Below are 12,673 nucleotides of genomic sequence, written 5' to 3' on the forward strand. Positions count from 1 at the left end.
GAAAACCGCTACACACTTTTCCGGATCATGCTCTGGCAACGTCTCTTGGTGTCAGGACCCGAGCTGCGCGTTGTCCTGCCGCCGAGCCGCTCGCGAATGTCGCGCAGCAGCCGCCTGAGACCGTCATCGGCAGCCATGACGTCAGGCGGGGCGATGGTCGTGATGCCCCAGTTCGCGAGTACGGCCTCCTGCACCGGGTTGCGCTGCGCGACGAACACGAAGGATCTCGGCCGGTCCTGGCTGTGCCCGGACTCGTCCCAGATCTGCCAGATCCGGTGCAGCAGCAGCCGGATGTTCGGATCGGACATGCTGTATCCGACGAACAGGAGCGTGCTTCCCAGCGCATCGGCGCGAAACCGGATGTCGAGCGGGGAATTGAAGGCGAGCCGGTTGAGAAAGTCGGTCTCGGTCAGAACCAGCGAGGCATCGTCGTCGAAGTCGCCGTGGAATTTGATGATGTGGGTGACACCGGCACGCGCACTCGCGATCTCCTTCGCGTTGCTGATCTTCGCAAAAGGCTTTTTCAGCACGTCGAACGCGGTTTCCAGGTTGCGGTCGTAATTGGTGGTGTAGATGACCGGAAAATCCAGCTCGACGATCATCCGGTGCAGCTCTGAAGCGGCGATCTTCTCGGGGTCGACACGCCAATTTCGGTCGAGCCAGCTGCGCAGCGGGCCGATTCCGCCGCGCTTGATCCGATAATATTCCGCGAGCATCTGATAGCCGCCGTGCATTCCGTCGATGACGTTGCGTTCGAGGCCGAGATCGTCCAGGAGATGATCGATCAGGGACTGCCAGGACGGCAAGCCGACCGCCATCGAGACGCCGGCGCCCACGAAAAGGACCGCGCGGCGTCGCTCGATCGCCGCTGCGAGGACTTCATGAGGCGGCCGCTCCTCGGATATGAGCCCTGTCGTTTGTTGGTCCATCAGGCTTGAATGACCGGGCGCGCGAGGCGTTCCTAAAGCTGGGCCGCCCGCTCACCTGCCCAGCGGGGAGGATGCGTCTCGCACCGCCTGCGCCGCGAAGCGGGCGATCAGGCGCCGGAGCTGCGCCTTGTGCACCAGGCGCGCCGCCGTCTTGGGCGAGACCCAGATGGCTTCGCGCTCTCCCTTCTCGGGCCACCAGCGCTCGCGCCCGTGCACCTTCATGGGGAAGACGGCAACGTTCATGGTCCGCTTGCGATCGCCTTTTCGCTTGCGGTGCTTGAAGCTGCCCAAGGCGCGCGTTGCCACGACACCGACCAAGGCCGCCTCCTCATAGGCCTCGAGCGCTGCCGTCAAATGCGGCTCCCTGTTGCGCATCGGCGATCCCTTGGGGACGCTCCACCTGCGCTTGCGCCTGGTCGTGATCAGCATCACCCGCAGCTCGGACTTGTCCAGACGAAACGGCAGAGCGGCAAATTGCTTCTTTCCCATCAAACGCCTCCAACGCGCGTTTGATAAGCGAGCGCCGCAGCCATGGTTCCTGTTTGCGACTTGGCGCCTTACCCACGATCAGAACTTCCGCTGGACCATCTTGAGCCGCAGGGCCGAAATGGCTTCTCCGGGATTGAGGCCTTTTGGACATGCCTTCGCGCAATTCAGAATGGTGTGGCAGCGATAGATCCTGAAGGGATCCTCCAGCATGTCGAGGCGTTCGCCCGTGGCTTCGTCCCGGCTGTCATTGATCCAGCGAGCCGCCTGGATCAGAGCTGCCGGCCCGAGGAAACGCTCGGAATTCCACCAATAGCTCGGGCACGACGTCGAGCAGCACGCGCAGAGGATACACTCGTACAATCCGTCGAGCTTGGCCCGGTCCTCGTGACTTTGCCGCCATTCCGTCTGCGGCGTGGGCGACGTGGTCTGCAGCCACGGCTCGATCAGCGCGAGCTGCGCGTAGAAGTTCGTCAGATCCGGCACCAAATCCTTCACCACCGGCTGATGCGGCAAGGGAAGCACGCGCAGCGGCTCGCCTTCCGGAACGTCCTCGTTCATCGACTTGGTGCAGGCCAGCGTGTTCTGGCCGGCGATGTTCATCGAGCAGGAGCCGCAAACGCCTTCCCGGCAGGACCGCCTGAAGGTCAGGGTTGAGTCGACGTTGTTCTTGATCCAGATCAGCCCGTCCAGCACCATTGGCCCGCAATTGTTCTGGTCCACGAAATAGGTGTCCAGCCTGGGATTGCGGCCATCCTCAGGATTCCAGCGATATACCTGAAATTCGCGCAAGCTCTCGCCGGTCGGCTTTGGCCAGACGGTCCCCTGCTCGATGCGGGAGTTTATTGGAAGCCTGAACTCGACCATGATTACCTCTGCTGTCGGACCGGCGAAAAGCAGCGCAGCTGCAAAAGATCATCGACCGAGACGCCGAAAAGGACTGGTCGAAACGCCGGTGCCGTCGCGAGCACGAGCAGCAGCAGAAAGATCGCGTAGACCAGAGGCGGCGGCGTCTTTCTAACGAACCTGTAGACTGCCTTTCGCATGCACTCCCTCCTGCGCGCCCGCCCGTGCCATGGCAACGCCCATGACGATCATCGCTGCTCCCCACAGCAGGAAGCCGATATCCCAGAAGATGCGCTGGCTGTCGGGCACGGTCTCGTTCACCTGATGCAATCTCAGGATCTGGTGATCGACCACGCCTTCGACGAGATTGAAGATGCCCCATCCGATCAGGATGGTCCCGAGACACTGCGAGCGAGACCATCGCATCTCGCTTCGGCGCGCCCACTGCCACAACACATAAAACCCGGCGAGCACGAGGACGTAGGCGACGCTGTGAAAGATGCCGTCCCAGGTCGTGTTGAGGGTGATGTTGTCGATGGAATTGAGGGGATACCAGCCGCTTAACATATGATGCCATTGCAGCAGCTGATGAAAGACGATGCCATCGAAGAACGCGCCGAGGCCAAGCCCGAGAAGGACGCCTGCGGATGTGGGAAAGTTGGCGGGTCTGCTTTGTAGCATCTGAACTCGTGTGTGGCGCGATATGAAAACGAGACAAGGCGTTTTGCAGTCCGCCGTTCCTATGGCGAGCCACTTGCGTCCCGCAGACGATTGGATGCGTTTAATTGAGGGGTGTTCCGCGCTCAGGGCCAACGCCGCGCCTTCAACTTGATCGATCGATAGGAACGTTCAACGCAGCGAAGCGTCGGTCGCTCACAGTTGGAGATGCACATGCTGAGAAGATCATTCTTGCTTGCCCTCGGAGGGCTTGGGCTTTCGACCTTAGCCGTTCAGGCCCGGACAAATTCGCAGAGGGATTTCAGGACGGCCGACCTCATGGGCGGCGCATTCGCGATGCGGACCAGTCAGCTCGCGCTCACCCGCACCGGCAATCCTGACGTGGTAAATTTCGCGAACGCCGAGATCGCCGAACAGGTGCAGGTGGCAAGTGCGCTCGGTGCCGCTCCAGGCTCGGTACCCCTGCGGCCAGACCATGCGACGATGCTGCAACGGCTTCAGGTCACGCCCTCGGGCCCCTTCGACAGGATGTATGTGCAAGGACAGATTCGGGGCCATCGCGAATTGCTGGCGCTAAACAATTCCTACCTGCGGACGGGCGGTAACCCGCAGGAGCAGCAGGTCGCGCAGATGTCTCTTCCGGTCATCCAGCGACATCTCGCCATCCTGAGCAATCTCAGGGAAATGGCGTAACGGGCACGTACAACCGAGGCGCAACTTCACCGACGCGCCAGTGGTCTGATGGCCGACCGGTCGCCGCCGGTTCCATCGTTCAAAGTTCAGCCAAATCGAGCGCATCGACAAACACGTCGATCACGCGAACAGGGTTGCTCTCGTTAATAGAATCGTCGAGGCATTCGGGCAATAACGGTCGACTGTCCACGATCCGCCTCCGTAACGGAGCGCTTCATCCAAGCCCCCCGCAAATCGTGCGGGAATCATATCGCGCGAATCACATCGGGCGCAGCGTTTTCACACAGCCAGGGAAAAGCGTTAGTCCGACCCCATCAAACCGGCGTCCGGCTTGCCCCTCATTGTCGAGGTCAAGGCACTGGACCAGATTTGTCCGGATGGGTCACTAGGAGACATCCCAAAGTAAGACAGCTTGCGGTCAGCAAATCAAACCAGCCGCAGCGCCAAGCTCCAGGTTTAGCGGATCGCGTTCGCCACGCAGTTTCAAATAAAACAGGTTGCGAGCGACCTGGAGCCGATTTCGATGCGTGCGCATTGGGATTGGAAGCGAATCCACGACGAGATCGTAAATCGCTCCTAGCAGCGACAGGTCCTCAGGTGAAAATACCTTTGATCCGAGCATCTCGTTTCCATGCGTTTGAAGTGATGCCCTTCTTTCAATCACACCGCCGGAATGTGCGCCTTATCCTTTGCAAAGATTCGTCAGCATTTCGCACATCTCACTCCAGCCCGCACAGGAGCGAGAGCACTCTTGGGAAGGCATGCGCCATCTGACATCGCCCAACATCGGCACGCCCGCGCATCCACGTATGTTGGGTACATGACCGACAGCAGCTCGGTTTGCCGATAACTAATCGCGCATGAACCACTTTCTTTACTGGTGCCGAAAATTCGCACGGCTGATCAAGCCTGAAGACCAATTGCAGCTTGAACCGGCGGAAGAGCGATCATCTTGGATTGAGCGGGAGAAAGCATGGATCAATTCGGACCTAGAGCCGCCGAAAGAGTCCTAAATGAAACGCCACGGCTTCGCCGTTTGCAAATGCATTGCATCATGGCCGCAGAGCGAAACGGGGATCCGTTGCCGAAGTCATCATGGCTCGCCGCGGCAACGGCTTACGACGTCCTGCGATCGTCGCTCGAGCACCTCAAGTCGGCTCCAGCAAGCGTGCGTATTGGTCCGTGATGAGGCGGTAGCAGGGGCATGCCGCAGCTTCGAGACCGGGCCGGTCGATGACTTCGATATGGTCCCGACTATACCGGATGAGGCCGGCCTGCTGGAGCATGCGCGCAGCGATCGTTACAGTTGGACGGTGCACTCCCAGCATCTGGCTCAGGAACTCTTGCGTCGGCATGAAGCTCTCGCCATTGACCTGTCGTGAGTGTGCAGGAGCCACCGGGCGCAAGGCTCCTGCACTTCGTGCAGGCGATTGCATGAGGTCCCCTGCGCGATCTGGTTGAGCAACGCCATGACGTAGCGCATCAGCCGGCCATGGAACGTCGGTGTCTGTCTCAGGACTTCGAGCATGTCTTTCGCAGCAGCGCGGAAACCCGCACCTTCGACCTGGACGAAAACGCGGCTTGGCATAGTCAACGCGCCAAGCAGAAGGGGAACGCCAACCATTCCCTCATTCCCAACCGTGGCAAACTCGACGATGTCCCCGTCTTCCGGCTCATTCACCATCGAGAGCACCCCTCCGGTGGGGAAATACATGTGGGTGATAGGCTCGTCGGGCTCCGCCAGTACCTGCGTGTAACGCAACTCGACGGCTTGCAGATGAGGCTGAACGAGCTTCAGTTCCCGGGCGGGCAGCTTCGCGAGGAGCCTGTTATCCATTGCGAACTCCTCGGGCTCGGGACTAAAGGTAGGTCATCTGTGACATATGGTCTCTGTCCCAATCAGCGCAGTCGGTGGTGGTTCCTGTCTCGGAGCGGTCGCCATCGTGGCCTCCGCAGGGGGCATTCCGGCACTCATTGACATCGTTCGGAGGCTGGAACCGGATTTTCCATTTCCGATATTCGTCGCGCAGCACCTGCCGCGCATCCCGCTTTCCCTCGACCAAACTCTGTCTTGGCACGGCAGACTTCCCGTGAGAGGTGCGCTACCGCCCTTACCCACACCAACCAAACCTACGAGCTTGCACATAGGGCATTTCGTGAGGCTTGGGCGAGCGGAGCTTTACGCTCGCACATGGGTATGTTGAAAGACTCGCGCTACAGGTCGAGCGAAAGCGACTTCTGTCGCAGAAAATCGAAAGCGAGCGCAATTATTCGGTGCCGCCGTCCCGGGTTGAGGGCCATGTCCGTGGTCAGAAGCTGCCCAACCTATGCCGTTTTGCTGCTTCGCGTCACGATTGGCGGGCTTTTCATTGCTCGGGACGCTCCTTCGGCAGGCAAGCGAGACCTCGTCCCCGACATCCACGTCTTCGATATCCTCAGGCAATTCAGCGCCTCCTTCGTCGGCAAAGGTCCTGGAATACACCAGATCGAAATGATAGCGCGGCACGTCCATTCCTCAAGTTTCTGCTTGGGAACGCGCGGTTGAGAAGCTTCGTTCCGTTGCGCGGAGGTCGCTCGGCCCGCCATGCAGGAACATCCCGTTGGCGGAAACATTGCAGGCATAAGTGTTCATCTCGGAGCCAGACATGCACGAAGACCTGCGTGCGATTGCCCAGCCCGGAGCGATCGTGGCCGTCCTCATCGTCCTGCTGCTGATGGCTGCCGGGGATGTCGCGATCCTGATCGCCACCAAGGGCTGGCCGTTCTAGTCGCCGTCCATGGTCGACGTCGGACATATCATCTTCCAGGGTTGGGCGCCGCTGCTCCGCACCGCGATCGGCACCACCATCACCTATATCGCGCTGGTCGTCCTGCTCCGCCTCGCAGGTCCTCGAACCCTCGCAAAGTGGTACGCCTTCGACCTGATCGTCACCGTCGCCCTCGGCTCGACCTTCGCCAACAGCGTCCTGTCGGGCGACATCAGCGTGGCACAGTCCCTGGTGGGCTTCGTGATCCTGATCGGGCTACAATTCATCATCGCCTTTGCCGTGGCGCACTGGAGCCCGCTCCGCATCATCGTCAATCCGCAGCCGACGCTGTTGGTTCATCAGGGCAAACTCGTTCGCGACGCGATGCGCAGCCAGAGGGTCGCCGAGGCGGATGTCCGCGCCGCCGTGCGCCAGCACGGTATCGATCGTCTGGAGGATGTCGGCGCCGTGGTCCTCGAGGCCGACGGTACCTTCAGCGTCATCAGGCAGCTTGGATCCGAGGCTTCGGCGCTCGCCGACATCCCGGAGCTTGGCGGATCGAACGCGGCCAACCGCTCCGATTAGCGGATAGGAACCTTTGTAGAATTGGCCGGTTCCGCCTTTGAAGGGGAGCACGGCGAAGCGTCATGCCAGTCTGGGTTCGAAGAGTTCTGGTGCTGTGCACGAGCTGGCTGTTGACCGCGTGCGCCGGCCGTCAATCGGTGCTCGATCCGCAGGGCCTTCAGTCCGAGCAGATCCGCTGGACGCTGTTCGTCTTCCTCGCTGTCGCCGCCATCGTCTGGATCGCCGTCGTCCTCGTGCTCGGCATCGGAATGTTGCGCTCAAAACGCGCGGCCGACCGGCCGCTCGACCTGCATGACGGGTTCGAAGACCGCAGCGGGCGCGTCATCCTCATCCTGGGCATCGCGACCACGATCATCGTGCTCGGGCTCTCCCTCGTCAGCTATGCCGGACAGCGCACCGTCTTCGCCAAGGACGAGCACGCCCTCACGCTGAAGATCATCGGACATCAATGGTGGTGGGAGGTGCGTTATGAGGCGGACAGCCCCGACCAGAGCTTCGTGACGGCGAACGAGATCCGCATTCCGACCGGCCAGCCGGTGAAGCTCGAGCTGGAATCCGCCGATGTGATCCACAGCTTCTGGGTGCCGAGCCTGACCGGCAAGATGGACCTCATCACCGGACAGAAGAACGAGCTGCAATTCACGGCGAAGAATGCCGGGATCTATCGCGGGCAATGCGCCGAGTTCTGCGGGCTCCAGCACGCCCACATGGCCTTCGCGGTAATCGCGCTGGCGCCGGACGAATTCGGCCGCTGGCGCGACCATGAAAACCAGAGCGCAGCGAGCCCGACCGATCCGCTCGGCAAGCAAGGCGAGGCGCTGTTCCGCTCGCGCGGCTGCGCCCTGTGCCACAACATCAGCGGCACACTCGCCGGCGGACAGCTCGGCCCGGATCTGACCCATATCGGCAGCCGCACCATGATCGCGGCCGGAACGTTGCCGAACACACCGGCAACGCTAGGCGCCTGGATCTCCGATCCCCAGCACATCAAGCCCGGCAATCTGATGCCGAAGATGCCGCTGCAATCGGACGAGATGATCGCGATCCTTCATTACCTGGAGCAGCTCAAGTGAGCCTGGCCGCGGAACAGCGCGAATTGCGCGACGACGTCCTCAATGGCTTTCAGCTGTCCAGGCAGCTTGAGAGCGTCTGGCGCACACCCTCCGGTTTCCTCGGCGCGCTGATGTCGGTCGACCACAAGATCATCGGCCGCCGTTACATCATCACCGCATTCGCCTTCCTGCTGCTCGGCGGCGTTCTTGCGGTGCTGATGCGCATTCAGCTTGCGCAGCCCGAGAGCACGTTCCTCTCGGCAGACAAGTACAACCAGATCTTCACGATGCACGGCTCGACCATGATGTTCCTGTTCGCCGTGCCGGTGATGGAGGCGTTCGCGGTCTACCTCGTGCCGCTAATGGTCGGCACGCGCAACATCGCCTTCCCGCGCCTGAACGCCTTCAGCTATTGGATGTTTCTGTTCGGCGGCTGCTTCCTCTGGATCTCATTCGCCGTCAATGTGGGGCCTGACGTCGGCTGGTTCGCCTATGTGCCGCTGTCCTCGCTGCAATACACGCCGACCAAACGCCCCGATGTCTGGGCGCAGATGATCACCTTCACCGAGGTCGCCGCCCTCGCCGTATCGGTGGAGGTCGTCGTGACCGTGTTCAAGTTGCGCGCGCCGGGCATGACGCTCGATCGCATTCCGCTGTTCGTCTGGGCGATGCTGGTCACGAGCTTCCTCGTCATGTTCGCGATGCCCTCGATCATGGTGGCCTCGACCTCGCTGATCCTGGACCGGCTCGTCAACACGCGCTTCTACGACCCGTCGTCGGGCGGACATCCCCTGCTCTGGCAGCACCTGTTCTGGTTCTTCGGCCATCCCGAGGTCTACATCATCTTCATTCCCGGCACCGGCATGGTCTCGGCGATCCTCGGCACGTTCGCGCGGCGGCCGGTGATCGGCTATCCCATCGTCATCCTCTCGCTGATCGCGACGGGGCTGCTGTCGTTCGGCCTCTGGGTCCACCACATGTTCGTCACCGGCCTGCCGCAGCTCGGCGCCGGCCTGTTCACGGCCTCCAGCATGCTGATCGCGGTGCCGAGCGGACTGCAGATCTTCTGCTGGATCGCGACGCTGTGGGACGGGCGGCCGGTGTACCGCACGCCGCTGTTGTTCGTGATCGGCTTCATCGTGATCTTCGTGATCGGCGGCCTCTCCGGCGTCATGGTGGCCTCGGTGCCGATCGACACCCAGGTGCACGACACCTATTTCGTCGTCGCGCACTTCCACTACGTGCTGATCGGCGGCGCGGTTTTCCCGCTGATCGGCGCCGTCTATTACTGGTTTCCCAAGATCACGGGGCGCATGCTGAGCGAAAAGCTGGGGCGCTGGAATTTCTGGCTCGCCTTCATCGGCTTCAACGTCGCGTTCTTCCCGATGCATATCCTCGGGCTGATCGGCATGCCGCGGCGGGTCTACACCTACACTGCCGACATGGACTGGGCGCATCTGAATCTGCTGTCCAGCGCCGGCGCGCTGGTGTTCGCGCTCAGCTTCGCGCTGCTCCTGGTCAATGCGATCTATAGCCTGCGCAAGGGCGCACTCGCCGGGGACAATCCCTGGGACGCCTCGACGCTGGAATGGGCGACCACTTCTCCGCCGCCGCCGCAGAACTTCGACCGTATTCCCGTCGTCAAGCACCGCGATCCGCTGTGGGCCGACAACGAGAGCCTGCCCGTCGTCGGCGGCCTCAGCGCTGACAAGCGCGAGGTGCTGCTGACCTCGCTGGCCGAGGCCGAGCCGCAAATCCGCGAGGCTTCGCCCGAGCCTAGCCTCTGGCCGCTGCTCACCGCGATCGCGACCACAATCTTCTTCATCGGCTCGATCTTTACGCCCTGGGCGGTGCTCTGGGGCACGCCGCCGATGGCAGTGACCCTGATCGGCTGGTTCTGGCCCTCCGGCGCCAAGGAGGACGAAGAGTGAGACAGACCATCGTCCGCGACGTCTCGGACCTGCCGACCTACGGCTATGGTCCGCGCAGCGGCCCCTGGTGGGGCGCCATGGGATTCATGGCGCTGGAAGGCATGGGCTTTGCCATCGCCATCGGCGCCTATCTCTATCTCTATGCCGTCAACCCGACCTGGCCGATCAGCGCGGCGCCACCCGATCTCTGGCCCGGCACGGTCGAGACCGTGCTCTATCTGCTCAGCGTCATCCCGAATGAATATACCAGCCGCGTGGCGCACCGGCAGGACCTCCGGAAGACCCGCCTCATGCTGATCGTAATGGCGTTGATCGGCATCGCTCTGTTGATCTTGCGCGGCTTCGAGTTCGCTCATCTCAACACGCGCTGGGACAATTCCGCCTACGGCTCGATCGTATGGCTGATCCTCGGGCTCCACACCACCCACCTTGCCACCGATGTCGGCGACACCGTCGTGCTGGCGGTGTTGATGTTCACGCGCCATGCCAAGCCGCGGCGTTTCAGCGACGTCACCGACAACGTGTTCTATTGGAATTTCGTCGTGCTGGCCTGGCTGCCGCTCTATGTCCTGCTCGATTGGGTGCCACGGCTATGACCGAAGCTGCCGAACGTTCACGACTCCTGTATTGGGCCGGTGTCGCGCTCGGTCCAATCGCGTGGGGCCTCAATTTGCAAGGCGTGTACGTGCTCGCGCATTTCTCCTGCGAAGGGACCAGGATGAGCGGGGCGATCCTGAGCGGCGTCCTGGCAATAGTCGCCCTCGTCGGCACCTTCATCTCGGCGCGCGCGGTGCGGCGCAGCGCCGGGGCGGAATGGAGCGACGCCCGAGGCGGCGGGCCCCGCTCCTTCATGGCCTGGATAGGCGTCCGCATGGGCGTGCTGTTCGCGCTCGTGATCGCCAACCAGCTTGCCGCCTCGCTGTTAATCAGCCCATGCCTGCGCTGAGCTTCGCAGCGCTTCTCCTTGTGCTGCTGACGCAGCCTGCCTTCGCGCACGGGCTTTCCGATGTCGATGCCCGATCGCTCTGGAGCTACGATCCCTGGCTGCTGACCCCGCTCTATCTCGTCGGTATCGGCTTCTATATCGGCACACAGCGGCTGTGGCGGCACGCCGGCGGTGGCCGCGGCGTCAGCTTCGGCCAGGTCGCGGCGTTCTGGACCGGCTGGCTGATCACGGCGCTGGCGGTGACATCGCCGCTGCACTGGCTCGGCGAGCGGCTGTTCACCGCGCATATGACCGAGCACGAGCTGCTGATGGTGGTCGCCGCGCCACTGATGGCCTATGCGCGGATCAACGGTCCGATGCTGTGGAGCCTGCCGGCGTCGCTGCGCCCGGCGGCCGGACGCTTGCTCAATCTGCCGCCGGTGGCGGGCGCCTGGGGCTTCATCAGCCATCCCGTGAGCGCGACCGCGCTGCATGGCGCAGCGCTCTGGGCCTGGCACGCGCCGCCGCTCTATGCATGGGCGCTGGCGAACCCTGCGGTGCACCGGCTCCAGCACATCAGCTTCTTCGCGACCGCCCTTTTGTTCTGGTGGGTGCTGCTGCATGGCCGCGGACAGGGCCGCAGCAGCCGCGTGCGCGACGGCATCGCCATTGCGTGCCTGTTCATCACGATCCTGCATTCCGGCGTGCTCGGCGCGCTGCTGACGATATCGCCGCGGCTTTGGATTCCCGGCCAGGGCGCGCTCGCCGGCGAACTCGGCCTCACTCCGCTCGAAGACCAGCAGCTCGCGGGCGTCTTGATGTGGGTGCCTATGGGCATCCTCTATACCGGCGCGGCGCTGGTCTTCGCGCATCGCTGGCTGACCGTGAACGAAAGCGAGGCGCCGCTCGCGCCGGTCAGGCATCCGGGATGAGCGCCTTCGCATAGGAACTGCAACTTCCGTTCGAACGTTCGCCTGCAGGCGCGAGACCGAAGGGAGATCACATGGGCGAGCGAATTGTCATCGTGACAGCTGCGATCCTGGCTGCACTGTCAATGCCTCAGGCGCTGAACGCGCAGGACCGGCCGCGTCCCGCGATGTCATGTCCGGTCGACCATGATCAGCTTGCCGATATCCTGAAGAAGAGCGTCAAGCCGGGCGGCGGCCCGAGCAATGGCGGGCTCGACAACAATGAATGGGCCGCGGTCGTGAACCGACAAGGCGTCGTCTGCGCCGTCGCCTACAGCGGCAGCAAGGCAGACGATCAATGGCCGGGCAGCCGGGCGATCGCGGCGGAGAAGGCCAACACCGCGAACGCGTTCAGCCTGAAGGACAAGGCGATGGCGTCAGCCAATCTCTACGCGGGCGCGCAGCCCGGCGGATTCCTGTTCGGCGCGGCGCTCAGCAATCCGCCCTCGCCCGAAACGCTCTACGCCGGCAGCCCCGACGATTTCGGCACGTCTCATGATCCGATGGTCGGCAAGCCCGTCGGCGGCGTGATCGTGTTCGGCGGCGGACTGGCGCTCTACGATGGCAACGGCATTGCGGGTGCGCTCGGCGTCAGCGGCGACAGCTCCTGCGCCGATCACAATGTTGCCTGGCGCGTGCGCCACCAGCTCGGGCTCGATCGCGTGCCCGCCGGCGTCAGCCCCAACATGAAGGACGCGATCATCTACGACATCGGTCCCGACGGCAAAAGCCCGTCCGGTTTCGGCCATCCCAAGTGCAACGGCAAGGAGGACCAGATCGCGGTCGATCTCGGCGCCGGCGTGTCCGGGAACGTCGTGAGATAGCTCGGCAAT

Annotated in this window: 17 protein-coding genes; 10 read left to right on the forward strand and 7 right to left on the reverse strand. The window is 62.7% G+C overall.

Going from position 1 to position 12,673, the window contains the following annotated elements:
• Nucleotides 1–8 precede the first annotated feature (8 nt).
• The 4 genes from P6U27_RS26655 to P6U27_RS26670 all read right to left on the reverse strand — a co-directional run bounded on the left by P6U27_RS26655 (nt 9) and on the right by P6U27_RS26670 (nt 3,074).
• The gene (locus P6U27_RS26655; RefSeq protein ID WP_122404641.1) at nt 9–929 is read right to left on the reverse strand and encodes an SIR2 family protein; all 921 of its coding nucleotides are present in this window, start codon (nt 927–929) and stop codon (nt 9–11) included.
• Between the two features lie 51 nt (nt 930–980).
• Nucleotides 981–1,418 carry an NUDIX hydrolase gene (locus tag P6U27_RS26660; protein ID WP_407192818.1) on the reverse strand — a complete coding sequence of 146 codons (438 nt, stop codon included), beginning with the start codon at nt 1,416–1,418 and terminating at the stop codon, nt 981–983.
• A 78-nt stretch (nt 1,419–1,496) separates the two neighbouring features.
• Nucleotides 1,497–2,282 carry a succinate dehydrogenase iron-sulfur subunit gene (locus P6U27_RS26665; RefSeq protein WP_122404643.1) on the reverse strand — a complete coding sequence of 262 codons (786 nt, stop codon included), beginning with the start codon at nt 2,280–2,282 and terminating at the stop codon, nt 1,497–1,499.
• A 150-nt stretch (nt 2,283–2,432) separates the two neighbouring features.
• Nucleotides 2,433–3,074, reverse strand: a complete 642-nt coding sequence (locus tag P6U27_RS26670) for a DUF2243 domain-containing protein (RefSeq protein ID WP_407192819.1) — start codon at nt 3,072–3,074, stop codon at nt 2,433–2,435.
• Between the two features lie 183 nt (nt 3,075–3,257).
• Between P6U27_RS26670 and P6U27_RS26675 the strand changes: the two genes are divergently transcribed.
• Nucleotides 3,258–3,632, forward strand: coding sequence for a DUF4142 domain-containing protein (locus P6U27_RS26675; RefSeq protein ID WP_209296311.1), 375 nt, complete (start codon nt 3,258–3,260; stop codon nt 3,630–3,632).
• Between the two features lie 418 nt (nt 3,633–4,050).
• Here the strand turns inward: P6U27_RS26675 and P6U27_RS26680 are convergent, their stop codons facing one another.
• The 3 genes from P6U27_RS26680 to P6U27_RS26690 form a co-directional block, all read right to left on the reverse strand.
• Nucleotides 4,051–4,254: a hypothetical protein gene (locus P6U27_RS26680; protein ID WP_145987039.1), complete on the reverse strand. Its 204-nt coding sequence runs from the start codon at nt 4,252–4,254 to the stop codon at nt 4,051–4,053.
• A 526-nt stretch (nt 4,255–4,780) separates the two neighbouring features.
• The gene (locus P6U27_RS26685) at nt 4,781–5,068 is read right to left on the reverse strand and encodes a helix-turn-helix domain-containing protein (RefSeq protein WP_122404646.1); all 288 of its coding nucleotides are present in this window, start codon (nt 5,066–5,068) and stop codon (nt 4,781–4,783) included.
• Complete coding sequence (locus tag P6U27_RS26690; RefSeq protein WP_145987040.1) at nt 4,966–5,469, reverse strand: Crp/Fnr family transcriptional regulator; 504 nt, start codon at nt 5,467–5,469, stop codon at nt 4,966–4,968. The genes P6U27_RS26685 and P6U27_RS26690 overlap by 103 nt, the downstream gene beginning before the upstream one ends.
• Before the next feature lie 46 nt (nt 5,470–5,515).
• On the opposite strand from P6U27_RS26690, the gene P6U27_RS26695 reads away from it, so the two are divergent.
• From P6U27_RS26695 to P6U27_RS26735, 9 genes are all read left to right on the forward strand, one after another.
• Nucleotides 5,516–5,836: a chemotaxis protein CheB gene (locus tag P6U27_RS26695; RefSeq protein ID WP_122404647.1), complete on the forward strand. Its 321-nt coding sequence runs from the start codon at nt 5,516–5,518 to the stop codon at nt 5,834–5,836.
• 441 nt (nt 5,837–6,277) lie between these two features.
• Nucleotides 6,278–6,400, forward strand: coding sequence for a hypothetical protein (locus tag P6U27_RS26700; RefSeq protein WP_283809901.1), 123 nt, complete (start codon nt 6,278–6,280; stop codon nt 6,398–6,400).
• Between the two features lie 9 nt (nt 6,401–6,409).
• Complete coding sequence (locus P6U27_RS26705; RefSeq protein WP_122404649.1) at nt 6,410–6,964, forward strand: DUF421 domain-containing protein; 555 nt, start codon at nt 6,410–6,412, stop codon at nt 6,962–6,964.
• Nucleotides 6,965–7,026: 62 nt separating this feature from the next.
• Nucleotides 7,027–8,037 (forward strand): cytochrome c oxidase subunit II, encoded by a 1,011-nt coding sequence (gene coxB, locus P6U27_RS26710; protein WP_122404650.1) that lies wholly within the window; start codon nt 7,027–7,029, stop codon nt 8,035–8,037.
• A complete protein-coding gene (gene ctaD, locus P6U27_RS26715; protein WP_122404651.1) occupies nt 8,034–9,947 on the forward strand; it encodes a cytochrome c oxidase subunit I in 1,914 nt (637 codons plus the stop codon). The genes coxB and ctaD overlap by 4 nt, the downstream gene beginning before the upstream one ends.
• The gene (locus tag P6U27_RS26720; protein ID WP_122404652.1) at nt 9,944–10,543 is read left to right on the forward strand and encodes a cytochrome c oxidase subunit 3; all 600 of its coding nucleotides are present in this window, start codon (nt 9,944–9,946) and stop codon (nt 10,541–10,543) included. The genes ctaD and P6U27_RS26720 overlap by 4 nt, the downstream gene beginning before the upstream one ends.
• On the forward strand, nt 10,540–10,893 hold the full coding sequence (locus P6U27_RS26725) for a hypothetical protein (protein ID WP_122404653.1): 354 nt from the start codon (nt 10,540–10,542) through the stop codon (nt 10,891–10,893). The genes P6U27_RS26720 and P6U27_RS26725 overlap by 4 nt, the downstream gene beginning before the upstream one ends.
• Nucleotides 10,881–11,804 carry a cytochrome c oxidase assembly protein gene (locus P6U27_RS26730; protein ID WP_122404654.1) on the forward strand — a complete coding sequence of 308 codons (924 nt, stop codon included), beginning with the start codon at nt 10,881–10,883 and terminating at the stop codon, nt 11,802–11,804. The genes P6U27_RS26725 and P6U27_RS26730 overlap by 13 nt, the downstream gene beginning before the upstream one ends.
• A gap of 71 nt (nt 11,805–11,875) precedes the next feature.
• Nucleotides 11,876–12,664, forward strand: a complete 789-nt coding sequence (locus P6U27_RS26735; RefSeq protein WP_245163265.1) for a heme-binding protein — start codon at nt 11,876–11,878, stop codon at nt 12,662–12,664.
• Nucleotides 12,665–12,673: the final 9 nt, after the last annotated feature.

The sequence above is a fragment of the Bradyrhizobium sp. STM 3566 genome, assembly GCF_045571445.1.
In the GTDB taxonomy this organism is placed as follows: domain Bacteria; phylum Pseudomonadota; class Alphaproteobacteria; order Rhizobiales; family Xanthobacteraceae; genus Bradyrhizobium; species Bradyrhizobium vignae.